The sequence below is a fragment of the Sphingobacterium sp. SGG-5 genome (assembly GCF_011043525.1).
Classification (GTDB): Bacteria; Bacteroidota; Bacteroidia; order Sphingobacteriales; family Sphingobacteriaceae; genus Sphingobacterium.
Genome location: NZ_JAAKGO010000001.1, coordinates 154,785 through 180,319, shown reverse-complemented (window position 1 = coordinate 180,319; position 25,535 = coordinate 154,785). Strand labels below are relative to the sequence as shown.

The following is a 25,535-nucleotide window of genomic DNA, read 5'->3' as shown; positions in this document are numbered from 1 at the left end:
ATGGAGTTATTATGAGACAGATATATGTTTACTTTGTGGCCTGTTTTGCCACGGTACTATTGACCTTGTTTTCGTGTAAGGATTTGCTTGATGTTCAGCCCGGGCAGGCGGTAGACACCGAGTTGTCCCTCACATCGGTAGAAGGGTTTGAGGCGGCTACGATGGGTGTGTATGCCGTCCTGAGATCGACCGCTCAATATGGACAACAACTGATTGTGTATCCCACCATCATGAGTAATACAGGAGCGCATTCGGGTGTTGGATCAGCCTTGTTGAACCTTTCGCGGAACGCTCGGCTGAGCCACATGAACCCATGGGCAACCGGATACAAGGCCATTTCGCAGATTAATGTGATTCTGATTGCATTGGAAGATTTTGAGGCCGACCAGCAATGGAAAAATAGTATTGCCGGGCAGCTGCATTTCTTAAGGGCCTTGTTTTTTCACAACCTGTCGAGGGTATATGGATATGATCCGACGGCGATCGGATCGACTAACAGGGGGACTGTTCCCTTAACCTTACAACCGGTATACAGTTGGGACAACCTCGAATCGTTGGCTAGGGCCTCTATTCCGGAGATGTATGCTTTTCTGTATGACGAACTTGAAAAGGCGTATGCGTATCTGGAAGGAACATCCAATGAGCGTGCCCCCGGCTTTGCGACCCAAGGGGCGGTGGCGGCGCTTTTCTCCAGGGTAGCATTATACAACGGAGACTACCCAAAAGTGATTGAAGAGGCGAATAAGGCCATTGCATCCCATGTGGGAAGGTTATCCACCACCGCCTCGTATTATGCGGACTGGCGCACACCTTTTCACCCTGAATCGCTGTTTGAAGTAGGGTTCAGGTCAGACCAGAACGTAGGGCCCAACAATTCCATCCGGGCCGCCTATACCAACCGGGTGTCCGAAAGTTCCGACGCTGTCAGTGGTAGTAGCTATGTAATGGTGTCAGACATGCTCTACGCCCAATATGCCGCGGGAGATGTGCGGCGTACCCTGATTATGAAAGGGGTGGGGAACGAAAGTGGAAATAACCAAATGACTAAATTTTTCAGCCGAGGCGGACAGATCAATCTGGACAATGTACCGGTCATCCGCTTATCGGAAGTATACCTGAACCGGGCGGAGGCCTATGCCAATATATCGGGCATGGAACCACTGGCGGTGGCTGATGTCAATCTGATCAGGAACCGTGCCGGGCTTACGTCGGTGCCAACGCTGTTTGACGTCGAGTTGATGGAGGAGGTATTGTTGCAGCGCCGTCTGGAGCTGGCATTCGAAGGGCACAGCTGGTTTGATTACAAGCGATTGGGCAGGAATATACCGAAACCAACAGGAACCACATTCCTGTTTAGTGATTACCGGATATTGCCGAGGATTCCTGTTCGGGAAGTGGCAATCCATCCTGACCTGAAGCAGAATCGAGGATATTAAAAAAGAATATAGTTATGAGACGTATTTATATAATCATGATAGCAGCCATTACGCTCGGGGTATTGGGTGGATGTTTTAAAGATTACAACGAAAGATATTTTGTACGGGATAACCGTGTGGAATTCCAGGATGCGGTGGTCAACTCCAACACCGGAACATTAGGTTTTCCTATATTGCCTGCTGTGCTTGGTGATGCAGTTGGCAAGGTGCGGTTCCGGATCAATATGACCGGCGAACAGAAAGATTATGATCGTACGGTAAATTTCCGTGTTATACCAGAAAGCACTACGGCACGTGCGGGCATCGAATACAATCTGCCTCAAGATTCGTTTGTGATCCCGGCCAACAGCAGTTTTGGCTGGGTTGAGGTGGAGATCCTGCCAGAGGGCAGTGGCAATCGTGTGATCGCTTTGGAATTATTGGAGACAGGCGATATCACGGTGATGAAACGTTACAACCGCATCGGGTTTAGGGTGCTGTATTATTCCAGTTCCCCGGAACCCGGAACAGTAGAACAGATCAATGACATCACCTACTTCAATACAATCACATTTGGTGGACAGAGCAATACGGAAATCGGCAATTACATTGATCTCCTCACCGGGGATGCCTATGTGATACAGGGTGCCAATGTAAATCAGGATAATATCGATTTAGTCTACATGGTTGGGGCATCGACGCGGCTCAACTTTATATCACCTTCCGATGATTTTGCCGGGTGGGGCGGGGCTGCTAGTCATATCGTCAATGACTGGACGATACGAAATCACGGTACATTAGTACGGTGGCAAGGTCCGACTCCCGAGGAGGTGGAGCTCTTTGATAATGCCGAATCTGTGGCCGACCTGATGGCTGCCTTTGTACAGGCGCGCACGACTGCTCAAGACCGTCCCGGACATAACGCCACCAACCATGGCCCAGGATCACGCGTGCAGCTTATAGATGTAGAAGATATCGTGCTGTTCTATTCGCCCGATCGCAATGTCGTGGCCATGATCAAGATCATCGGCGGTGTGGGGTCGGCTGACGGAGACGTTGTGTTGGAAATCAAATCCGGACAGGTAACCGAAGATCCTAACGCGATGCACCATGTTGCTGAGACCACGTTGGGGCCACAGGCGAGCACTTCTGTGGCTGGCATGATCGACCTCTTGACCGGCAATACCTATTTTAGGGATAGTTGCCCTTCTTGTTCACCGCAATCAACGCCTGCTCAGGAAACTATAGATCTGATCTATGCATATGGCGGCAGCGGACTGAACTCGCTCTATACACCCATGGGCATTGATCCTGCGTTTACGCAGTATAGCTATATCGCTGCCAACTGGACCAAGCCCAATAATGGTCTGCTTGTGCGACTGGTGAATCCTACCGCAGAAGAACTGGCAATGTATGCAGATGCGCAATCCGTGGCCGACCTGATGCGGACTTTTGAGCATGCCGTGGGTGCAGCACCGGGCCGCAGCTATGCCGGTTATGATCCCGCTACATACACCAGGACCACTCATGGGCCTGGGGTTAAAGTTCTGCGATTAGAGGTTGGCGAATTGGTAGCGTACTATTCGCCGGATCGCAATCTCGTGGCGGTGATCAAGGTGAATAATCTTCACCTGCAAGGTGGGACCGCGGCTGTCAATAGAAGGATAGATATCGAGATCAAATCAGGACAGTTCGGGCCTTTGTAGGTCGGAGTGTCCTTTACACCCGCATTTATCAATGAGGGTGTAAAAGAAGATGAATAAAGGAAATGTTAAAACACATACACAACAATGAAAAGCTTCAATAATAATCTAAACTTAGCGTGCCTGGCAGCTTTTTGTCTGCTGATCATGACCGGGTGTAGCAAGATGAAGATTCAGGATGATCTGGCGGGATTTGACCCTGACGGTGATATGGGGTACTTCAATGTACTATTGAAAGGACCCGGGCAGGCATCCGGCGAGCGTATCCTGGACGTGGGCAATGGACAGCTGTACACATTAGAGCAAGCTTCCGAAGTTCCTGAAAAAATTGATTTCCTCACCTTATGGGATCCGGTATCCGGTATGAATATCGTCGCACCAGTAGACATGGAATATCTGGCGCAATGGGAAGACGGGCAAACTGTCAACGCCAATTGGCACGTAAAGAATACGACTAACTTTATAAAGCTTGATGCGTCTGACAGCCATCTTCAACTTTTTGCTTCCATCGCTAGTGCGGAGGATGTGAAGGCTGCATATGCCCAGGCACGAGAAGAAGTGGTCGATCAAGAAGACTACGATATTGCCCAACACGGCCCCGGCCTTTTCGTACAGCAGATCTCCGAGGGAGACCTGATTCTCATGGAGACGGATAAAGGTGTGTATGCGGCGGCATTGGTGCAAAACGTTAATGCGGGTGCGGCAGGTTCTCTCCGGTTATCTGTCAAGGTAGACAAGCGAAGTTATAGCGATGTCCCACCGCTTGATCCATCTGAAGTGATGGATATCTACGAGACACAAGTGGAGCAGCCTGGTGCTATTGGCGGACTGCGGTACCTTGATTTTTCGACAGGAGAAACGTATTTACAATCCAATGTCTTATTTTATCAAGGAGCTATCTACCACCAGGAGAAAATTGATATGGTGCTGTTTAATGCTACAGGTTTAGGGTCGTACAATTTTGTCAGCCCGGACAACGATGAAAGACTGGCTGAATGGCCGGGGGCGGGTCAAGAGATCATCGATCGATGGCAGGTCAGAAACTCAAGCCATTTTATCAAGCTGGAGTCTTCGGAGTCTTCACATGCCTTGTTTTCAGAGATCTACAATAATACCGGTATCCGCAACGCCTATCACCAGACTTTGGCCGAGCTCGAAGCCGATCCGAACTATGAACCCGACGGTCGGGGCCCAGGGAAATACATCAATGAGGTCGAACTTGGTGACGTGATCCTGTTCAAATCGGAGACAAAGAATATATATGCTATTGCTCAGGTCATCAGCCATGCACCAGGGGACGATGGACATGTACGACTGTCCGTCAAGGTAGACAATTCCGCCCAGCAGTACGTGGCACCAGCCCCCCTGCCAGAACCTGTCGGAGAGGTTACGGAGTTGCATGTGGATTTTTATGGGGCTTCTAATAATCCGGCATTAATAGACCTTGCTAACGCAACGCTGCATCTGGAAGCAGATGCCGAGCAACATCCGGGTGATATAGACATGGCGATACTGGAAGGATTATCAACCCGGACCAACTTTAATGTCATCGCTAACAGGACAGGTTTTGATTGGGTTACAGCTTTACGCGGCCGAATCGATAATTGGTCCGTGAAGAATGACGGAGCGTTTATCAGGCTGGAAGCGGGCCCGGCAGCCAATGCCCTCTTTGACCAAACGGATAGCCGTTATGACGATCTTAAGGAAACATTTGAAAAAGTGGCCAAGGAGAAGGCTTCAGTACCGCACTTGACGCTTGTCGATACAGATCAGGTCATCTTTTTCCGCTCTATAAGCCGTGATTTCTATGCCGTCATGAAAATGGTCAATGTGACCAAGCAAGGTAATAATGTTGGGGAGCTGACCATGCTCGTAAAGGTGGGGCTTCCCTAATTTTGGATAGCACATATAGCAAGGCGTGAATGGTGTAGGTTTTTATTCATATACTAAATTAAATTTAAAAATAAAGGAGTGTGTTTATGAGAAAGTTGATTTTATTAGCTGTGGTCATGGTGTTTTTCGGTGCCGATGTGGTAGTTGCACAGCAAAAAGGAGAAGTGAAAAGTTATGATGTCGAAATGGGAAGCTTAAACAACAAAAATTTGGGTGGCTACCTTGATTCCCGTGCTGGATTGGCATATGGCCGACTTGAGGCCAGCTATAGTGCAGACAATATTGATTTGCTGTTTTATCATGGCAAAACCTCCGGAGCAAATTTGCTTGTTCCGGCTAGCAACAGCGGATTGGCGGTATTTTCCAAGTTTTTGCTGGAGCGTATAGGAGCCTGGAGTCAGCGCAATAACGGTATCCTCATCAGTCTGGGTGCGAATGGGAGTAAAACGTTCGACGGAATAAAAAGCGCCGATGATGTGAAGAATGCCTTTGAGCGCGCCTATCGGTCCATCAATAAAATAAAAGGCTATGATCCGATGAAACATGGCCCCGGAGATCGATTGACCCAGGTTAATGAAGGCGATGTCTTTCTTTTCAAATCCTATGAAAGGAATACCTATTTCATCGGGAAAGTGAATACGATCAACCGTGATGCACAGGCGACAATTGCAATAAGCATCAAAGTGGTGGATTTTGAATAATTTGTTTTTCTATAGCATAATTGACGCATGATAAAAATAAAACAGTTGCTACTTACAGTGTCTTTTGTGATACTACAAGCTTCGGCCCTCATGTCACAGGATGCGCGGTTAGATATTTTGATCAAAAATGCTTGGGTATTTGATGGCACAGGTAAAGATTCTGTACAGCAGGATGTGGGCATCACCAAAGAGCGGATTAGTTTTGTCGGCAAGGCCGGGGACGATATGAAGGCCAAACGTGTCATTGATGGAGAAGGATTATATCTTTCTCCGGGATTTATCGAACCCCATACCCATCATGATAGAAGGCTTTCGGATGAAGCAGCCGAAACTCGGGCCTTGCTACGTTGTCTGAAACAGGGAGTCACCACGGTGTTTATGGGTAATGATGGTGCGGGGCCTATGCCCGTGGGCGAGAAACTCGATGAATGGGATAGAGACGGAATCGGGGTCAATGCAGCGTTGTTAGTGCCGCATGGCACCGTGCGAGCCGCCGTGCTCGGCTACCGCAATATCGGTGCTTCAGCGGAGCAAATCGAGCGGATGAAGCGTTTGGTGGATGCCGGGATGAAGGAAGGAGCCTTTGGGATGTCCACAGGTCTGTTCTACACGCCAGGTTTTTTTGCCAGCACGGAGGAGGTCATCGAACTTGCTAAGGTCGCTGCCGCCTATGGAGGGATCTACGATACACACCAGCGTGATGAAGGATCACAGAGTGTGGGTATTATTAATTCGGTGAAAGAGGTGCTTGAAATTGGTGAAAAGGCTAATATTCCCGTCCATATTTCCCACATCAAAGTGGAGGGGGTGGATTCTTGGGGCAAGAGTGATGAGATCATCCGACTGATTGAAGAGGCCCGAAAGCGTGGTATAAAAGCAACGGCAAACCAATATCCCTATTTGGCTTCCATAACGAGCTTGAGTGCCTCAACTGTACCCAGTTGGGTGCGCGACGGGGGGACAGCGGGCATGAGAAAACGGTTTAAGGATGAGTCCTTGCGTGACACCATTCTTCGCGGTATTGCCGATAACATCCATGCACGGGTGGGCACTGCCGACAAGCTGGTGCTCTTTACCTCGGATCGCTTTCTCGGTGGGAAAACCGTGGCTCAGGTTGCTCAGGCATGGGGCGTATCACCTGAAGAAGCCATCGTAAGAATCCTGGAGAACAAGACACCTGCCGCCCTATCGTTCGGCATGTCGGAGGATGATTTGCTCAATTTCATGCGCCAGCCCTGGGTCATGGTGGGCTCCGACGGAGGAGGCAACGCCCATCCTCGATCACATGGCTCATTTACGCGCGTACTGCGCCATTACGCCATGGATAAGGGTATCATTACGCTGTCCGAGGCTATCCGTAAGGCATCCGGTCTCACCGCTGAGACATTTCACATCAAAGATCGGGGATTGATCAGGGAAGGGTATTATGCGGATATAGCGCTGTTCGATCCAAACACCCTCCAAGAGAATGCGACTTTTGAAAAGCCGGCACAGTTGTCATCCGGTATGGTCTATGTCATCGTAAACGGGCAGGTGACCATTGACAAAGGGGAGTACTCCGGTGTACTGGCAGGAAAGGCTTTGCGGTTGAATGCGCCATCTGAATAGCTTGGAGACTAGCTTTGTCATGAATTAAAAAGAAAGGATATACAATGATATTCAATACATATAGATTGACGATATTACTTTTTACGGGTGCGTTTTGCTTGCTCCTATTTTCCAAGGCTGTAGGTCAACAGAAAAATGACAAGCGGTTTGATGTTTTGATTCAAAACGCATGCGTATTTGACGGTACGGGGCAGGACTCCATGTTTGTCGATGTGGGTGTGCGGGGAGACCGAATTGTGTTTGTCGGTCAATCAAACCCTTCTTACCGTGCTGATAAAGTGATTGATGGACAAGGACTGTACCTCGCTCCCGGGCTAATTGATCCCCACTCCCATTATAATCGGTACTTGTCGGATGAAGACCCCCGTGAGCGCGCACTGATGCGGTGCCTGAGTCAGGGGGTTACCACCGTTTTCATGGGGAATGACGGTGCCGGCCCTTGGCCGATAGGCAAAACGCTGTCGGAATGGGGAAAACTGGGCGTAGGTGTGAATGTTGGATTGTTCGTTCCGCACGGCACCGTTCGCACTAAAGTCATCGGTTTCCGGAATATAGGGGTTTCACCCGACCAATTGGAGAAGATGAAAACCTTAGTTGAAGACGGCATGAAAGAGGGAGGTTTTGGCCTGTCTACCGGACTATTCTATACACCAGGGACATTTGCCAATACCGAAGAGGTCATCGAATTAGCAAAAATCGCGGCGGCATACGGAGGTATCTATGACACACATCAACGTGATGAGGGAGATCAAAATAAAGATGTAGGTATTGTTAATTCTGTACAAGAGGTGCTGGAAATTGGGGAAAAAGCGAATATCCCTGTCAACATTTCGCATATTAAGGCCACAGGAACATCCGTATGGGGGAAAAGCAACGAAATTATCCGGATGATTGAAGAAGCACAGCAGAAGGGAATAAAGGTCTCTGCCAATCAATACCCATATCTTGCTGCCAGGGCCAACCTTCGGTCGTGGCTGCTCCCGGTCTGGGTACGAGAAGGAGGGTACGCGGTCATGAGGAAACGGCTGGAAGATCCTCAGCTCAAAGACAGTGTACTTCACGGTATCAGGCAGCTTATTGAGCAACAAACCGGTACAGCAGACAGGTTGCATTTATCGACGACTACGCATAAGTTTCTCGATGGGAAGACCTTGACAGAGGTAGCTCAGGCATGGGACGTGCCCGTGGAAGAAGCTGTACTGCGTATAGCGCTGAGCGAGAAATCGAGAATGACGATACTCGTGCATTCATTCAGTATGTCTGAAGAAGATATGATTAATTTCATGGTACAGCCGTGGGTGATGACCGGATCAGATGGCGACCAAGGACACCCACGTGCATTTGGCACATTCGCACGTGTCCTCCGCAAGTATGCGTTGGATGAACGGTTGTTTTCAATGGCGCATGCTATCCACCGATCTTCAGGGCTCACTGCTTCCACACTACATATCAAGGATCGTGGATTGATTAAAGAAGGGTATTATGCGGATTTGATGTTGTTCGATCCGCGTAAAATTCAAGATAATGCAAACTTTCAACAAGGGGAACAACTGGCTTCAGGCGTTTATTATGTGCTTGTGAATGGTAAACTGACCATTGATAAGGGAGAATATACCGGTGCTTTGGCGGGCAAACCCTTGAAGTTGAATGAAGCCGATATAAGTTTTTAGCACACAACGACAATTGTTATTTACGGATGAAAAACAATGTATTATTTCTTGCCCTTACAATAGTTACTGCATGGTTGGCTACAGGATGTGCAGTACAACGAGGCCATGTTGAGCGAGAGCTGACAACAGTATTGAACGCTGATCTGGACAAGGCCATTGTAGGTGTCAGCATATACCACGAACAGCAACAACGGTTTTTGGCCGAGCAGAATGCGTATTTGAAAATGACTCCGGCCAGCGTGACCAAGTTGTTGGCGGCATACGCCGTTCTAAAATACATGCCTGATAGCCTTCCGGGCTGGTATGTGCATGAAACCGCAGATACGCTTTACATCAGACCCAATTCCGATGGCACCTTTCTGAATCCTGCTTTTAAAGAGCAACGATTTTACGATAAACTGGCCGCTACGAACAAACCGATTGTACTGAACATTCCAAGAGCTCTTGCCAATTTTGAACCTTTAGGCCAAGGCAACGGCTACCGCTCTGCGCGCGAGCGTTCCTTCATGCCAATTTATGGGAATGTGGTAAGATTCCGCAGGGCTGGAAACAAACTCCGAACCATACCTTCTTATTTCGAACGCTATGTACCTATCGACCTTCAGGTCGAGCCCGAAAAGAAGTATCGGGTCAATAGAAATCAGCACGACAATTACTTTAAAGTCACTCCTGCGAAAACCGCTACGACGCAATGTGCATTTACCATGCACAAAGACGAACATTTGGCTTACCACTTGTTGCAGGATACGTTGAAAGGAAAGACCATTGTGCTCAATACCGAATCTTTAGCACTGCCCTATCAGCCGTTTTATACGCATAAGACCGATGCTGTACTGGAATTGATGCTGCACACCAGCAGTAATTTCTTGGCAGAACAGTTTTTGCTGATGGTCAGTGACAAAGTCCTGGACAATCAGATCAGCGATCTTTTGACGATGAAAAAGGTGATGGCGGACAATTTTGCAGAGTTTTACGACCAACCGGTTTGGGTAGAGGGGAGTGGTTTGAGCAGAGGGAATGCGATATCTCCTCGGTTTTTCATCAGTTTATTGCAGAAGATGAAACAGGAATTTTCGGAAGACCGTCTAAGAAAAGTGCTTCCCCAAGGCAATGAAGGTACGCTGAAAGGCTATTATTTGGGTAATGAGAAGCATATTTATGCCAAGACCGGTACGCTTCTATCTTCTACTGCCGGAGGGGGAGTCGTGGCACTGTGTGGCTATGTGGATACCAAAAAAGGCAATTCGGTGTTGTTTTCGTTTATAGTCAACAATCATCAAGGAACGGCTACCAGTGTCCGTAGGTCGATTGAGCGGGTGATTACGAATATTATTAATCATTATTGATGCAATAGTCATAGGAAGATGAAAGGGATAAGTAAGATATTGAAAGTGGTCGGTGTGCTTTTGGTTGTACAATTGTATGCCTATGGGCAAAGCGTACAGCATTCTCCTAATCAGGATGCCGGTGGCGACAAGTCTGTCGAGATCCAAGTGGGTACCAGGACAGTCACGACCCATAAGTTTAATAAAAAGGGAACCCCTGTGGTACCGATGTGGTCGGCACCCTTGGCTACCGGAGACCTCCGCAATGGGGCAGGTTTCCCGGTGCTGTCCCAAGCAGAACACGCTGTGGTATGGCAGCCGGCAGTGCGGGAGGATGGCGCTTATAACCATTATGCGTGTCTAATCCATCATAAGGGTAAATTCTATGCGATGTGGGGAAACCATGCATTGGGGGAGGATGCTCCCGGGCAACGTGTATTGTACGCTACTTCTGATACGTGGGGGAATTGGACAGATGCTCAGGAATTATTTCCTGCTCCTGGACCGGTACGGGCACGTACTGAAAGCGGTATACATTTAAAGCCCGATAGATGGGCTGTTTTGAACGATGTGTTGTATGCGATTACTTATGTGCATGGTGCTGGTGTGTATCCTATCGCTCGGTCAGTTGGTGGGGACGGTGAATTAGGGGATCCTTTTTTAGTGCAAAATCTGCCAAGTAGCGGTGCGCTGCCAAGTTATATGCAAGGGCCCGGTGCACCTACTATAGCGCCAGCCCGCGGTATACAACTGTATAATTGGTATCGGCAAAATGATCAGATCAGTTGGTGGGCAGGGGCAGCTTGGGGGGTACAACGTACGGCTGTAGACGGACAAAGGCTTATAGAGAGCTTTATATATAGAGCAAAAGACGGAAAATTGGTATTAATGCTAAGGGATTGGGGTACTCCCAGCAACCCCGTGCACAGCAATAGGATGTACGTGAGCTTTAATGATGGAGTTGGCGGATGGGAGCCTCTACATCCGACAGATATCCCTGATTCTCCCAGTAGAGCGCAGGCGATTACACTGGATGATGGCACGGTGCTGCTCATTGGCAATCAGAATGTGCCGGAGTACGACCAGGCATTATACCTCGATCGCGATCCCATGACCATTTCGGTCAGCAGCGACGGGTATACCTTTGATCGGGTATACGCATTGCGCACAGATTCGCCTTTGAAATACCGGTTTACTGGGGTGAGAGGACGTAATCGGGGCTATGGATATTCCAGTTCGATCGTACATGAGGGTTGGCTGTACACTTTGTATTCCATTGGTAAGGAGGATATGGGGATCACCCGGCTCCCGCTATCGGCTTTGAATCTTTAAATCTATAATGTCTATGATGATGAAATCAAATTATTTTGTGTCGACACGGCTTAATCAAGTATGACAATTTAGTATACAACATCGATAAATAGAAGAACTGTACGCGTTGTTTTTTCGGTCATATTTGTGTTGTGGCGGGTTCACCGTTAACCTATCGTACTATATAGCGGAGAACAGCAAGTAAATAAGTTTAGAATGTTATGGGAAATTTAAGAATAATTGCACAGGTAGGTTTTATTATTATGCTTTGCCAAGTATGGAGTGCCTGTAGCAAGGTGAATTCAGATCCACCATCATCGGGAGATGACGATCAGGGACTTATTAAAATCCAGGTAGGAATAAAGGTGTTACAAACAAGCAAAGTGACCAGTGATGGAACCCCCGTCGTTCCTATGTGGAACACCCAAATGGCAACGGAAGATCTTCGTGCCGGAGCAGGTTTTCCGATACTTTCCGAGGCAGAACATACATTTGTATGGCAACCACCTACCCGTGAAGATGGCGCCTATAACCACTATGCCTGTCTAATCCACCATAAGGGTAAATTCTATGCGATGTGGGGAAACCATGCATTGGGGGAGGATGCTCCCGGGCAACGTGTATTGTACGCTACTTCTGATACGTGGGGGAATTGGACAGATGCTCAGGAATTATTTCCTGCTCCTGGACCGGTACGGGCACGTACTGAAAGCGGTATACATTTAAAGCCCGATAGATGGGCTGTTTTGAACGATGTGTTGTATGCGATTACTTATGTGCATGGTGCTGGTGTGTATCCTATCGCTCGGTCAGTTGGTGAGCACGGTGAGTTGGGGGATCCTTTTTTAGTGCAAAATCTGCCAAGTGGCGGTGCACTGCCAAGTTATATGCAAGGGTCCGGTACACCTACTATAGCGCCAGCCCGCGGTATACAACTGTATAATTGGTATCGGCAAAATGATCAGATCAGTTGGTGGGCAGGGGCAGCTTGGGGGGTACAACGTACGGCTGTAGACGGACAAAGGCTTATAGAGAGCTTTATATATAGAGCAAAAGACGGAAAATTGGTATTAATGCTAAGGGATTGGGGTACTCCCAGCAACCCCGTGCACAGCAATAGGATGTACGTGAGCTTTAATGATGGAGTTGGCGGATGGGAGCCTCTACATCCGACAGATATCCCTGATTCTCCCAGTAGAGCACAGGCGATTACACTGGATGATGGCACAGTACTCTTGATAGGCAATCAAAATGTCAGCCGGTTTGACCAAGCACTGTACTTGGCTCGTGACCCGATGACCATATCGGTCAGTAAAGATGGATATATTTTTGACAGGATATATGCCCTACGGACAAATTCGCCCACCAGTTATCGCTTTTCGGGAGTAGGAGGGAGAAACACCGGATATGCTTACTCCAGTTCAATTGTAGTGGATGGCTGGTTGTATACCTTATATTCCATTGGTAAGGAGGATATGGGGATTACCCGGGTTCCGTTGTCAGCTTTGGGTCTTTAATAAACAAAGCGCTGTATGCTTATAGGATAGAATCAAATCGTTTGGAGAAGTTGTAACGTATAAAAAACTATGAACCATTTACTTATATATATATGCTCTTGTCTACTAATTGCCACGATGAAAGGTTATGCCGGGCAACCTCAGGCTAACCATTATGTGGTGACTGTCACTTTGATCGACAGTAGCGATTGGGTATTGTATAATGGCATCCGCCTCCCCGAGATATGGCCTCCACAAACACAGGATCCCCTGGATACTTCTCCTATGCGTATTCCATACCTGGAAAACCCTCCCGAAATCATCCCCATAGATGTAGGAAGACAATTGTTTGTTGACGATTTCCTAATCGAAACCTCCACCTTGGAACGGGTGTTTCATCAAGCTCAGAAGTACGAGGGAAATCCGGTGTTTTATCCGGAGACGGCTGACGAATTGGACGAATACCACGGGAATAGTGCGGTCACCTACCTCGGACAGGGAGGCGTGTTTTATGATCCCCAAGACGACTTGTTCAAAATGTTTTATACCGCTGGCTGGCGGGGAGGACTAGCGCTGGCAACGAGTAAAGATCTGTTGTCCTGGTCCCGCCCAAATCTTGATCTGGCAGGCGGTAATATCATCTTGCCGCGTGGGGTGTTGATGGCAGGTGGCGATAATGCAATTTGGCTGGATCTGAATGCTAAAGATCCACAGCAACGGTACAAATTAATCATCGAACGGTGGGTAGATGGAGATTGGAAGAATTATTTTAAAACACGAAAGGGACTGCCGAGGCATACCCTCCACACGTCCGCGGATGGTAGGATATGGTCTCAGGGTGTCCCAACGGGATCTGCTTCGGATTATACGTCTTTCTTTTATAACCCTTTTCGGGACAGGTGGGTGTTTAGTCTCAAACAGAATACCGAACGGGGACGGGCGCGTTATTATTCGGAAAACAGTGATTTCATACAGGGGGCGCCATGGAAGGACGCGGTGTATTGGGTGAATGCCGACGAACTGGACAAACCGGATCCGAGCATCGGCGATGCGGCGCAGCTATACAATTTAAATGCGGTAGCGTACGAAAGTATACTTTTGGGCCAATTTTATATCCATCTCGGACCACATAATAGTATAAGCGAAGAACAGAAAGTACCAAAAATTACAGAACTAAAAATGGGTTTCAGCCGTGATGGTTTTCATTGGGATCGCCCGGACCGGAAGCCATTTATCGAAGCCACTCGGCAGGAGGGTGACTGGGACCGTGGTTATTTACATGGTACGATGGGAATATGCTTGGTCATGGGTGATAAGTTATGGTTTCCTTATACGGGGTATTCGGGTATTGCCCCTGATGGTCATCGGGGCATGTACACGGGTGCAAGTATCGGTATGGCTACGCTCCGTAGGGACGGTTTCGCATCGATGGAAGCAGGTAAGGAAACGGGCACCTTGCTGACAAAGCCCTTGACTTTTAAAGGTAAACATCTATTTGTAAATGTGGACTGTCCTCAAGGTGAGCTACGAGTGGAAATTCTGGACGAACAAAATCGGGTATTGAAAGAATTCTCGTCGAAAAAAAGTAGTCCCATACGTGTGGACAAGACGCTATATAAAGTGCAGTGGGACGCAGGCGATGATTTGTCAGCACTGGCAGGTAAAGCGGTGAAATTTCGTTTTCACTTAACGAACGGTAAGCTCTACTCTTTTTGGGTCAGTCCTGATAAAAGTGGAGCGAGCTACGGCTACCTCGGAGGAGGGTCTCCGGGTGTAGACGGTGCCGTGGATAATAAAGGAATACATGCATATTAAAATTTTATGAAAAAAATTCTCAACACATTTGTCAACCTATATCCGGTGTGGATTATTGGTAGCTCACTCTTAGGGTATATTTATCCGCCCGTTTTTCAATGGTTTTCGGGAAATTGGATGGTAGGTGCATTGGCGCTGGTCATGCTGGGTATGGGGCTTACATTACATGTAGATGATTTTAAAGAAATCACCAAGATGCCCGGTGCTGTATTTATGGGAGCAGTGTTACAATACACGGTAATGCCGTTTTCGGCCTTCCTCATCGCCAGATTTTTACAATTGGACCCTGCACTAGCTGTCGGTCTGATAATTGTAGGCTGTTGCCCGGGGGGAACGGCGTCCAATGTGATTACTTATTTAGCACGGGGGCATTTGGCATTGTCTATTATTATGACGACGGTTTCTACTATGCTGGCGATCATTGCTACACCTTTAATGACGGAGGCACTGGCTGGAACGTACGTGCCGGTCGATGGATGGGGACTATTTTATACAACTGTACAGGTCGTACTGTTACCGGTCGCGCTTGGCGTATTGATAAACTATAAATTTCCGAACATTGGTAAGAAGCTGGCTTTGGCGGGGCCAGTCACTTCGGTCTGGGCAATCGTTTTTATTGCGGGTAGTATTGTCGCGCAAAGCGCTGATACTGTAGCTGCCAACGCTTTCACATTGTTCATCGCAGCGGGTGCGCTGCATATCGTCGGTTTCGTGTTGGGATTTGTAATTTCACGTTTGTTCAGGTACAATAATGCGATCGCGCGAACCGTCGCAATCGAGGTCGGTATGCAAAACGGTGGACTAGCAGCGGTACTGGCCAAGCAAAATTTTTCTACGCAGCCACTTGCGGCCGTGCCAGCGGTATTCAGCAGTGTGATGCAGACCCTGATCGGTGGGTTGTTGGCTGCTTATTGGCGCTGGAAAACAAGCCCAGGGAAGGCTCAACCACAATCTGACAATGCAACATCCGTTCCGTCATCGTTGGTTGACCAAAATATCGTAGGCGAGGAAAAGTAAAAATATGATAAGTAGAGAGAATGTTTATTATTGGAAGTCCGATAGGCCTTACGCAGCAGGGAACACCCATCGAACGGCGGCGCATGATTTCGTGACAATAGAAAGCCAATTATTTGATTATTTAAATCAGTATTTTAGGGAAAGACTTGTTGAATTGGCCCTTGCGGGTGGCCAAGGTAATCATATTACCTACATAGCAAACTACGGGGATAAATCCTATTTCGTACGGTTAGAGAACGGCCCAGAGAAAGATGACTACATGCTTGTGGGATCAAAAGTGATGGAGAGCGTAAAATCAATGGGCGTACCCGTACCAACCGTTTATCTTACGGATGTCTCGCGACTGTATGTTCCATTTGCAATACAAGTCATGGATCTTATCCCCGATCAGGATTTGAACATCTTGGAAAAAAGTGGGACTTTGGATGTACTTAACGTAGCAGCCTCTATCGGGAAAAATGTTGCGAAATGGCAATCGGTTAGACTAGATAGGTATGGTCTTTTCAAGCCAGAAAGTGTTCGGGACCAAAATATACTGGAAGGTTACCATGATTCGTATGAACAATACTTTTTTCTGAACTGGGACATACATTTGGACTTTTTACAGTCTTCAGGTTTTCTCGGAGAAAGTAAGATACAGGAGTTAAATGAGGTGGTAGTTAGTTTTCGGCACTTGTTGCAATTAGATGAAGGATGTCTGGTGCACAAAGATCTTGCTTTATGGAATATCTTAGGAAACAACAGTGGAGTGAGTGCTTTTATTGATTGGGACGATGCGGTGTCCGGTGATCCGGTAGATGATCTGTCTCTATTAGGGTGCTTCCATTCCGGAGAGGTAATACTTGCTGTAATGGCGGGTTATCAGCAGGAGAAACCCCTGCCCGAAAATTTTGAACAGCGTTTCTGGTTGCATTTGTTGCGAAATATCATATTTAAATCTGTCATCCGGGTTAAAGGGAATTATTTTGATATGTCCGATAAATTCTTTCTCAACAATGTGAAGAACAACAGTTTGGAAAAATTCACCTTGGATCGGATAGATAGTGCTGTTAAGGGATTGAAGGGCAATTTAGCGGTAGAAATGTTATGAAACTGATCCCGATACATCGGGAAAGCTCTCATCAGCTATAAAAAAATAAATAGATGAAAAAGAAAAGTGATTTTTTAAATAATTCGGTCAACATCGGCACTTGGATAAGTACCGGTTCCCCGGTAGTAGCGGATCTGGTTTCTTGTTTTTCCTTTGACTGGCTTTTGCTAGATCTTGAACACGGTAGTGCGCCGGAATCACAGCTTCCGGAAATCATCCGCACCATTCGGAATGAGCAAGTGCATATTATCGTTCGGGTACCAGATTCGAATGCGGCTACGATCGCCAGAGTGTTGGATTGGGGTGCCGACGGCATCATGTTGCCCCATGTGTCGTCAGCAAAAGAGGCACAAGAATGTGTTGCGGCTATGAGATACTCGCCTTTGGGAAGTCGGGGGTATTCATCAACAGTACGGGCCTATCAGTATGGGCTAAAACCTCCTTCAGATCCACATCTCGTGGAAACATTGTTTTTCGCTCAGATCGAGAACTATGACGGGGTGAAGAATGTTGATGAGATTGCTGCAGTAGATGGGGTAGATGTGCTGTTTGTGGGGCCAGCCGACCTTAGATTGGCGCTGGAGCATCAGAAAGGTAATCAACGCATCGAGTTTGACGATGCTTTAAGACAGGTAGCCGAAGCATCCTTAAAGCATGCCAAGAAAGCAGGGATTTTATTGAGAGAAAGATCTGCTTATTCTGATTTGAGGGCTTTGGGATATGATAATATCGCCATAGATTCTGATCTGGGGATTCTTAGGAAAGGATATGCTGATATTATTGAACGCTTTAAAGGAGGATAGACCGGTAGCGATCGCATGGATATGCGGATTAATGAAATTAAATAACCGGTCAATTCATAACAAAACCTGTCCATTTTTGATGAACAGGCTTTGTTATTTTTCGCAGCACCAAGTACTGTCTAAATACTTAATACTCTGTACTCAATACTAACCTACGCTCCCAATTGTACGCGTTTGAAAGCAGTAACAGTCAATCCTTTAGATACGGAGTCAAAAAATTGAGCGATATTTTTCTAAGAATCTTTTACAAATTCTGGATGGCAAGATACTGTTCTTCCAGAATGTCGCCAAGACGTCAATTTCCGCATTTTCGGGCGGTTCGGTTGTGCCATTGGCTATAACGATGTTATGAGTAGGTTTGGTGTCAGTCTTTCGGTTTTTCGTTTCCGATTTGTTTAGTGTCTTTTCCTTTTAATGCTGTCTTTGCATTTAACGATGTTATCACTTTTTTGCCTGTTTGAGCTTCCAATTCCAATCGGGCTACATTTGCTACATTCCCACCGCGTTTAGCAACTTTCGCACTTTCTTCAAAAGTTTCAGGATTTTCGGCTTGTGAAATGTCTTTGGTAGAAGCTTCTGCAAGCATATTCAAAATTAGTTCGGTGTTGGTCATATTGTCCCGAAGATTTTCTTTTTTCAATCCTTTGAGAATTTTATACTCTTTGGTTGTTTTGCCACTCCACGCTTTTGTAATGATGTCTGTCAAAGTAGCAAACTGCATGCCCTCTTTTAATCCCCGTTTTTTCCACTCGTCTGTGAGTTCTTTGCGGATTTCAATGCTTTTTAGACGTTGGTTAATCCAATTTTCAGAATAGCCTAATCTTAAATATTGTTCCAATGCTCTGTCAATAGATAATTCGGGGTCTTGCAATTCGTCTAAATGTTCAGATGCCACTTGTGCCAACCATACTTTAAATGGCTCTGCCTTTGGGGACGGAATAGACTGAATTAAGCGAAAAAGTTGCTCAGTATCAGCAACATCAGTCAAGTAGAATTTCCCGTCTGCCGACTGCATTTTCAGTTGTCCCAATTTTTGGGACAACTCACTTCCTTCTCCTTTCAGTTTGGTTTTTAACGCATTCCAATACTTTCTTGGCCGGGGACTTTCTGTTAATATTTCAATAACGTCTATAACAGAAAAATACCATTTTTCTTGTTCTTCGTCCCAATGTGTGCGAACCTCCTTTTGCTCAAATATTTTGATGGCATTTTCTTTGCTCATATTTCACATTATTTTATTGCAAGATAACAAAAAGGTTCTGTCGGAACGAGGGCACTGAAAAACTATCCTTTAAAAAAAGCTTATGAATTTTGATCTTCATAAGCCTTTTCCTTTATTACTCAAGACAACCTTTTCAGAACCTCTAAAACAAGCAATTCTCAGAGGGTTAAATAGTTGAATTTGCTACTCAATACTAACCTACGCGCCTAACTGCACGCGTTTGAAAGCCGTAACAGTCAATCCTTTAGAAACAGAATCTAAGAACTGAGCGATATTTTTAGAAGAATCTTTTACAAATTCTTGGTTCAACAACGTGGTGTCTTTGAAGAACTTGTTCAATTTTCCTTGAGCGATTTTTTCAGCCATTTCAGCAGGTTTACCTTCAGCGATGATTTGCTCTTTAGCGATAGCGATTTCACGATCGATCGTGCCTTGATCTACACCGTCTTTATCGATAGCGATAGGATTCATGGCAGCGATTTGCATAGCAACATCCTTACCCGCTTCTTCCACACCGGCAGCATCAGCAGACAAGCTTACCAATACACCTAAACGGTAATTTCCGTGGATATAAGCAACAACTTTTTCACCAGTCACAGTCTCGTAGTTAGAAACATCGATTTTTTCACCGATAACACCTGTTTGCTCGATCAAAGCGTCAGCAATTTTTTTGCCGTCTACTTCCAGACCTTTCAATTCTTCCAAAGATGCCGGTTGGTTCGAAAGAGCTACCTCTGCGATTTTCTCTGCAAAAGCGATGAAATCAGCATTTTTAGCGACGAAGTCAGTTTCACAGTTTACTTCAACGACGATACCCGATTTGCCATCAGCGGTTGCTTTAGCGATAATTACACCCTCGTTTGAGTCACGGTCCTGACGGCTTGCAGCTACTTTAGCGCCTTTTTTGCGCAAGTAATCCACGGCAGCTTCAAAATCGCCATTAGCCTCGACTAAAGCTTTTTTACAATCCATCATACCTGCGCCTGTTTGTTGACGCAATTTGTTCACATCTGATGCAGAAATTTGTACTGACATGTTATTTTCTTTTTTTATAAAATTACAACTGAAATATTTAAATAGCTTTAAATTAATAAAAAGCTATTGCGCAAATAAAAAAAACCGGAAAGACGTGGTACGGTTAAGGAAGCAGATCTTCCAGAAACCAACACTTGTCTATCCGGCTTTATATAGAATGTATTATTCTACGTCTTTTGTTTTACGAGTGCGTTTTCCTGGAGTAGCCGCAGATGCTTCTGTAGCAACTTCTGCTTCTTCGCCATTGTCTATAGCTGCTTTCGCTGCTGCAGCTTCTTTTTCCGCATCTTCTTCTTTATCGCGTTTACGCTCTTCCAGACCTTCTTGGATCGCTTTTCCGATGATCGCTGAAATAAGGCTGATGGATTTTGTCGCATCATCATTTGCAGGGATCGGGAAATCGATGCTGGTCGGATCAGAGTTGGTATCCACCATTGCAAAAGTAGGGATATTCAACTTCAATGCCTCTGTAACTGCGATATGTTCTTTCTTCACATCAACAATGAACAAAGCTGCTGGCAAACGGTTGAGATCGGAGATACCTCCCAAAAGGTTCTCTAATTTTATACGCTCACGTTGGATCATCAACTTTTCTTTTTTAGACAATACATCGTATGTACCGTCTTTTTGCATTTTGTCGATGTTAGACATCTTTTTGATAGACTTACGTACTGTTGCAAAGTTTGTAAGCATACCACCCAACCAACGCTCCGTCACGAAAGGCATGTTTACAGCCTTTGCTTGCTCAGCGATGATTTCTTTCGCTTGTTTTTTCGTTGCTACGAATAAAACTTTACGTCCTGATTTTACGATTTGTTTGATAGCTGAAGCAGCTTCTTCCAATTTCGTAAGGGTTTTGTTTAAATCTATAATGTGGATACCGTTGCGCTCCATGAAAATGTACTTCGCCATTTTCGGATCCCATTTACGTGTAAGGTGACCAAAGTGAACACCTGCATCCAATAAATCCTGATAAGTAGTTCTTGCCATTTTTTGTGTCTCCTTTGATTAACGTTTACTGAATTGGAATCTTCTCCGTGCTTTGCGACGTCCTGGTTTCTTCCGTTCCACCATACGGTCGTCACGTGTTACCAAACCTTTAGCGCGCAATGCAGGTTTTACCTCGGGGTCAAGTTCGACCAAAGCTTTGGCGATAGCCAAACGTACAGCTTCAGCTTGTCCTTTGACACCACCACCTTGAACGTTAACTTTCACATCAAAATTTGCTAATGACTCCGCTACGTTTAAAGACTGCGTAACGATGTATTGCAAAGGCAATGTTGGGAAATATTCTTTATAGTCTTTACCGTTGACGGTAATATTGCCGCTACCAGCACCTAAGTAGATACGAGCAACAGCGGTTTTTCTTCTTCCTGAAGTATTAGTTGTTGACATGATTGTTCTCCTTAAAATTTAACTGGTTTCGGATTTTGAGCCTGATGTTTGTGCTCCGGACCTGCATAGATGAAGAGGTTGCGGAATAATTCACGACCCAAACGATTTTTAGGTAGCATACCGCGTACTGCTTTCTCAAGAATGCGCTCCGGATGCTTTTCCATCAATTGTTTTGGAGAAACAAAGCGCTGCCCACCGGGGTAGCCTGTGTAGCGAACATATACTTTGTCGCCCAACTTGTTTCCTGTCAACTTAATTTTGTCTGCATTGATAACAATGACATTATCTCCGCAGTCTACGTGTGGGGTGAATGAAGGCTTGTGCTTTCCGCGAATTACCTTTGCAATTTCGCTGGCCAAGCGCCCCAAGATCTCGCCTTCAGCGTCAACAACGATCCACTCCTTGTTAACGGTGTTTTTGTTGGCAGAGACAGTTTTGTAACTTAACGTATTCACTTGCTTTTGATTAATTTATTAATATTTCTATCTAACCGCATGTATCCACTACAAGCGGACTGCAAAGGTAGGTTTAAAAATTAAAAAGTCAAAATTAAAAAATCAAAAAGCCCGATGGGTCTTATTTCCTCGGTTCCATCCGCACAAGGTACTGTTCGCTCTCTTCTTCGAACACGATCTGCACCACCCAGTTTTCTTCATGCGCTATTTGGATAAGCGTCTTCTGGTCCAGATAAAGCCATTTAAAGGGTTCCCCACGTCGACTTTTATACCCATATTGGTAGCCGATCTCACCGAAGTAATGGGCAGGACGCGGTACGTTATAGTCTTCATAGAGATAGGAAATATCGGAGCTGTCGAAAATTAACTGACCTCGCCCTGTTAATAACGTTTTGCAATGCGTAAGCAAGGCCCGGAACCCATCCACAGTCTTTGCCAGTCCGATGCCGTTCATCAAAAACAAAAGCGTGTCATAGCGTTGGTCTTGCAACTCCAGGATATCGCCGTGGATAACCTGCTGTACCCCGCGCTGTTGCATAATACGGCAGGCAATCGCCGATACATCCAGCGCGCTGACATCGAATCCCTGCCGTTGCAGGTATAATGCATGGCTGCCTGCACCAGCACCCACATCCAACACTTTGCCATCACATAAAGAAAGCGCGATAAATTCCAGTTCCGGAAACTCGTCCGCTGTTCTGAAAAATGCCTCCACAGGCATTTCCTCCGGTTCGCCGTAGGTATTGTGTATCAGAAGCGGGCTTGACAATACTCCATCCTGAAAATAATCGTGGAGCGCTTCGCCGTATACATCACTATTCATGGTCTTCGATCTGTAAATATTTAATGGCCATATCAATCTCTTCAGGCTCGCCTGTATGCTTCATCGGCTCGTCCGAGAGCTTGATAACCGGTGTCCATTCGCCTTCCTCGGGAAGTGTTTCGGTCATCTTCAGTACAATGTTCATCCGCGGCAGACCCACATCATTGGTGAAGTCTGTGCCTATGCCGAAAGAATGGCCAATCTTGCCTTGACAGAAAAGTGCTATTTTCTCCACCTTTTTGTAATCCAGCCCGTCAGAAAATATAATGGTTTTGGACAGCGGATCTATACCCCCGCTGCGGTAATGGGCGATGGTTTTTTCTGCAAATTCAATAGGATCACCGCTATCATGACGTACGCCGTCAAACAGCTTGGAAAGCTTTTTGTCAAATTGTTTAAAAAATACGTCTGTCGTATACGTGTCTGAAAGGGCGATACCCAGATCACCGCGGTAGACGTCGGACCAGTGTTCAAGCCCCAGCAGATTAGCCATTTTATAGCCATACTTTGCGGCATGAAACATAAACCATTCGTGTGCATGGGTACCGATAGGCTTGGTGTGGTATTTCATCGCTAAATGCACGTTGCTTGTGCCGATGAACGTCGAAGAAGGGTGGTTTTTCAATGTATGGATCACCAGATCGTGTACGGCATAAGAGTGCCGGCGCCGCGTGCCAAAGTCGGCAATAGTTATGTCGAGTTCATCGTACTTGTCCATCTTACGGCGGACAATATCTGCCACTTCGGCATCATCGTTGCGCCGCAACCCGGTCATTTCATAATACAGCTCGCAGATTAAAGATAGGATAGGCACTTCCCAAAGTATGGTCCGATACCAGTACCCTTGAATATGTACGGCAAGAGAGGAACCGTGCTGCTCGATAAGCACCTCCTGGGGATCATAGCTATAGCCTTGCAGAAAATCGAAATAAGTGGGGTCGATATACGGACAGGTCTTTGCAAAAAATGATTTTTCTTCTGCCGTAAGCTGCAGCCCGGCCATTTGATTGATCGCTTCTCGGAGTTTGTTGCCGAAGCCTGCCGGAAATTCATGCTTTCCCCGGTTGATGAACTGATAGCGGGCCTGTGCACGCGGGAACAGCTTGATCACCGCATACTGCATCGTGAATTTGTAAAAATCGTTGTCCAATAAGGAATGAAGTGTTGCCATTATTAAGAAACGTTGAGTGAATTTTCAATAATAATAGCAATAAAAGTAGCAAAAATTTAAATTCATAGGCTCCAAAAGGCAAAAAACCGTGCCAAACGCAATTGCTTCTGTTCCGGATACAGTATAGTTCGCACCATCCCAGCTACCCTCCGAAGCAATCACATACAAATAATTTGTAAAATTAAAATTTTTGTAATTACTTTGTAATAACAAAATATGAATCATGGAATTGTCGATAATAAATATTGGAAACTCAAAAGGAATTAGACTTTCTAAAACAATTTTAGAGAAATACAGCATTAATGACAAAGTTGAACTTATACTTGAAAAAGGTTACATCATTTTGAAGCCAAAAACAGAACCTCGGAAAAATTGGGAAAAGGCATTTAAGAAGATGCACGCTAATGGTGACGACCAACTTTTGATGAACGACCTTTTTGAAGAATGGAGCAAGTAAATCAATATGACATCGTATTGGTTAATCTTGACCCAACGATTGGAAGTGAAATGAAAAAGACAAGGTCCTGTGTTGTATTGTCGCCAAACGAAATGAATAAATATTTGCAGACAATAGTAGTGGCTCCAATGACAAGTAGTTCTAAACCCTACCCCACAAGAGTTGAAGTCAGACATAAAGGAACAAAGGGTTGGATTGCGATTGACCAGATACGTACGATTGACAGAGTACGAATCGTAAAGCGTTTTGAACCCTTGAGCGATAAAGAAATGGAAAAGGTAAAAAGTGTAATTCAAGAAACGTTTGTTGACTAAAAAAATGAAAACTACCGCTAACGGGGGCTTTAAAATATTGTGTAAACTATGTCTTTTTAAAGTAACTTTGAATCAACAATTCAAACAGCCATGCAAGAAAAATCAACTTTAAAGGAAATTCAAGAGCGTTTTGATAATGATGTAGAACGTTTTTCCAATCTGGAGACAGGGCAACAGACGACGTTGGATGCTTCATTTAATATGCAGCTGATCGCCGAAGGGATAGCTGCACTGCATCCCGCAGGAGCGGCAGTGTTAGACATCGGTTGCGGAGCTGGTAATTACGATGTTAAGCTGCTGGAACATATCAAGCCGTTGGATATTACCTTGGTCGATCTGAGCAAGCCTATGCTGGACAGGGCGAAGGAACGGGTGGATGCGGTGAATGTTGGTGGTACATCTCGTATTTTTCAAGGAGATTTTCGCAGTGTAGACCTCCCGGAACAGTCTTTCGATGTCATCATATCGACGGCGGTATTACATCATCTGCGGGATGATATTGATTGGCGAACGGCCTTTGCAAAATTCTATAGCTTATTAAAACCGGGTGGGAGCTTCTGGATTTTTGATTTGGTTGAGCAGGCGACAGCATCCTTACAGGAGCTTATTTATACCGAACGTTATGGTCAATATTTAACTTCATTAAAAGATGAAGCTTACCGTGATCACGTATTTGCTTATATTGAGAAAGAGGACTCTCCTCGCAGCTTGATGTTTCAGTTGGATTTGTTGCGGGAAACGGGATTCCGCGACGTAGACGTTTTGCATAAGAACCTCTGTTTTGCCAGTTTTGTTGCTTTTAAATAATAGAGATGT

The 25,535-nt window shown here is 45.9% G+C and carries 23 protein-coding genes and 1 pseudogene; 16 read left to right on the top strand and 8 right to left on the bottom strand.

All coding sequences use genetic code 11. The features are described from left to right. Nucleotides 1–11: 11 nt before the first annotated feature. The 13 genes from G5B30_RS00735 (at nucleotide 12) to G5B30_RS00675 (ending at nucleotide 17,847) form a co-directional block, all read left to right on the top strand. Complete coding sequence (locus tag G5B30_RS00735) at nucleotides 12–1,436, top strand: RagB/SusD family nutrient uptake outer membrane protein (RefSeq protein WP_165318037.1); 1,425 nt, start codon at nucleotides 12–14, stop codon at nucleotides 1,434–1,436. Between the two features lie 14 nt (nucleotides 1,437–1,450). Beyond that, the gene (locus tag G5B30_RS00730) at nucleotides 1,451–3,121 is read left to right on the top strand and encodes a DUF4843 domain-containing protein (protein WP_165318036.1); all 1,671 of its coding nucleotides are present in this window, start codon (nucleotides 1,451–1,453) and stop codon (nucleotides 3,119–3,121) included. A gap of 84 nt (nucleotides 3,122–3,205) precedes the next feature. Beyond that, a complete protein-coding gene (locus G5B30_RS00725; RefSeq protein WP_165318035.1) occupies nucleotides 3,206–5,011 on the top strand; it encodes a hypothetical protein in 1,806 nt (601 codons plus the stop codon). A gap of 86 nt (nucleotides 5,012–5,097) precedes the next feature. Beyond that, nucleotides 5,098–5,712, top strand: a complete 615-nt coding sequence (locus G5B30_RS00720) for a hypothetical protein (RefSeq protein WP_165318034.1) — start codon at nucleotides 5,098–5,100, stop codon at nucleotides 5,710–5,712. Nucleotides 5,713–5,739: 27 nt separating this feature from the next. Next, on the top strand, nucleotides 5,740–7,320 hold the full coding sequence (locus G5B30_RS00715; RefSeq protein ID WP_165318033.1) for an N-acyl-D-amino-acid deacylase family protein: 1,581 nt from the start codon (nucleotides 5,740–5,742) through the stop codon (nucleotides 7,318–7,320). Between the two features lie 44 nt (nucleotides 7,321–7,364). After that, nucleotides 7,365–8,990 carry an N-acyl-D-amino-acid deacylase family protein gene (locus G5B30_RS00710; RefSeq protein ID WP_165318032.1) on the top strand — a complete coding sequence of 542 codons (1,626 nt, stop codon included), beginning with the start codon at nucleotides 7,365–7,367 and terminating at the stop codon, nucleotides 8,988–8,990. Nucleotides 8,991–9,016: 26 nt separating this feature from the next. Beyond that, nucleotides 9,017–10,336 (top strand): D-alanyl-D-alanine carboxypeptidase, encoded by a 1,320-nt coding sequence (locus tag G5B30_RS00705; RefSeq protein ID WP_165318031.1) that lies wholly within the window; start codon nucleotides 9,017–9,019, stop codon nucleotides 10,334–10,336. A gap of 18 nt (nucleotides 10,337–10,354) precedes the next feature. Beyond that, entirely contained in the window at nucleotides 10,355–11,647 is a 1,293-nt protein-coding gene (locus tag G5B30_RS00700; RefSeq protein WP_165318030.1) for an exo-alpha-sialidase, read from the top strand. 200 nt (nucleotides 11,648–11,847) lie between these two features. Continuing rightward, the gene (locus G5B30_RS00695) at nucleotides 11,848–13,143 is read left to right on the top strand and encodes an exo-alpha-sialidase (protein WP_165318029.1); all 1,296 of its coding nucleotides are present in this window, start codon (nucleotides 11,848–11,850) and stop codon (nucleotides 13,141–13,143) included. A gap of 117 nt (nucleotides 13,144–13,260) precedes the next feature. Then, nucleotides 13,261–14,937, top strand: a complete 1,677-nt coding sequence (locus G5B30_RS00690; RefSeq protein ID WP_206366963.1) for a hypothetical protein — start codon at nucleotides 13,261–13,263, stop codon at nucleotides 14,935–14,937. A 6-nt stretch (nucleotides 14,938–14,943) separates the two neighbouring features. Next, nucleotides 14,944–15,954 (top strand): bile acid:sodium symporter family protein, encoded by a 1,011-nt coding sequence (locus tag G5B30_RS00685; RefSeq protein WP_165318028.1) that lies wholly within the window; start codon nucleotides 14,944–14,946, stop codon nucleotides 15,952–15,954. A 4-nt stretch (nucleotides 15,955–15,958) separates the two neighbouring features. Continuing rightward, nucleotides 15,959–17,044 (top strand): phosphotransferase family protein, encoded by a 1,086-nt coding sequence (locus tag G5B30_RS00680; RefSeq protein ID WP_165318027.1) that lies wholly within the window; start codon nucleotides 15,959–15,961, stop codon nucleotides 17,042–17,044. Between the two features lie 53 nt (nucleotides 17,045–17,097). After that, nucleotides 17,098–17,847, top strand: a complete 750-nt coding sequence (locus G5B30_RS00675) for an HpcH/HpaI aldolase family protein (protein WP_165318026.1) — start codon at nucleotides 17,098–17,100, stop codon at nucleotides 17,845–17,847. Nucleotides 17,848–17,999: 152 nt separating this feature from the next. Here G5B30_RS00675 and G5B30_RS17325 read toward each other — a convergent pair. The 8 genes and pseudogenes from G5B30_RS17325 to pncB all read right to left on the bottom strand — a co-directional run. Beyond that, nucleotides 18,000–18,101: pseudogene (locus tag G5B30_RS17325) on the bottom strand (elongation factor Ts); the annotation flags it as partial. A 110-nt stretch (nucleotides 18,102–18,211) separates the two neighbouring features. Then, the gene (locus tag G5B30_RS00665; protein ID WP_165318025.1) at nucleotides 18,212–19,069 is read right to left on the bottom strand and encodes a Bro-N domain-containing protein; all 858 of its coding nucleotides are present in this window, start codon (nucleotides 19,067–19,069) and stop codon (nucleotides 18,212–18,214) included. A 198-nt stretch (nucleotides 19,070–19,267) separates the two neighbouring features. Then, nucleotides 19,268–20,104, bottom strand: a complete 837-nt coding sequence (tsf, locus tag G5B30_RS00660) for a translation elongation factor Ts (RefSeq protein WP_165318024.1) — start codon at nucleotides 20,102–20,104, stop codon at nucleotides 19,268–19,270. 162 nt (nucleotides 20,105–20,266) lie between these two features. After that, complete coding sequence (rpsB, locus tag G5B30_RS00655; protein WP_165318023.1) at nucleotides 20,267–21,094, bottom strand: 30S ribosomal protein S2; 828 nt, start codon at nucleotides 21,092–21,094, stop codon at nucleotides 20,267–20,269. A gap of 18 nt (nucleotides 21,095–21,112) precedes the next feature. Then, nucleotides 21,113–21,499, bottom strand: a complete 387-nt coding sequence (rpsI, locus tag G5B30_RS00650; RefSeq protein WP_165318022.1) for a 30S ribosomal protein S9 — start codon at nucleotides 21,497–21,499, stop codon at nucleotides 21,113–21,115. Between the two features lie 11 nt (nucleotides 21,500–21,510). Beyond that, the gene (rplM, locus tag G5B30_RS00645) at nucleotides 21,511–21,954 is read right to left on the bottom strand and encodes a 50S ribosomal protein L13 (RefSeq protein WP_165318021.1); all 444 of its coding nucleotides are present in this window, start codon (nucleotides 21,952–21,954) and stop codon (nucleotides 21,511–21,513) included. A gap of 121 nt (nucleotides 21,955–22,075) precedes the next feature. Then, complete coding sequence (locus tag G5B30_RS00640) at nucleotides 22,076–22,777, bottom strand: class I SAM-dependent methyltransferase (RefSeq protein ID WP_165318020.1); 702 nt, start codon at nucleotides 22,775–22,777, stop codon at nucleotides 22,076–22,078. Further along, nucleotides 22,770–23,948 carry a nicotinate phosphoribosyltransferase gene (gene pncB, locus G5B30_RS00635; RefSeq protein WP_165318019.1) on the bottom strand — a complete coding sequence of 393 codons (1,179 nt, stop codon included), beginning with the start codon at nucleotides 23,946–23,948 and terminating at the stop codon, nucleotides 22,770–22,772. Before pncB ends, G5B30_RS00640 begins: the two co-directional genes overlap by 8 nt. A gap of 223 nt (nucleotides 23,949–24,171) precedes the next feature. Between pncB and G5B30_RS00630 the strand changes: the two genes are divergently transcribed. From G5B30_RS00630 to G5B30_RS00620, 3 genes are all read left to right on the top strand, one after another. Further along, nucleotides 24,172–24,405 (top strand): AbrB/MazE/SpoVT family DNA-binding domain-containing protein, encoded by a 234-nt coding sequence (locus tag G5B30_RS00630; RefSeq protein WP_165318018.1) that lies wholly within the window; start codon nucleotides 24,172–24,174, stop codon nucleotides 24,403–24,405. Beyond that, nucleotides 24,393–24,719 (top strand): type II toxin-antitoxin system PemK/MazF family toxin, encoded by a 327-nt coding sequence (locus tag G5B30_RS00625; RefSeq protein ID WP_165318017.1) that lies wholly within the window; start codon nucleotides 24,393–24,395, stop codon nucleotides 24,717–24,719. Before G5B30_RS00630 ends, G5B30_RS00625 begins: the two co-directional genes overlap by 13 nt. Before the next feature lie 90 nt (nucleotides 24,720–24,809). After that, nucleotides 24,810–25,526 carry a class I SAM-dependent methyltransferase gene (locus G5B30_RS00620; protein ID WP_165318016.1) on the top strand — a complete coding sequence of 239 codons (717 nt, stop codon included), beginning with the start codon at nucleotides 24,810–24,812 and terminating at the stop codon, nucleotides 25,524–25,526. Nucleotides 25,527–25,535 lie beyond the last annotated feature (9 nt).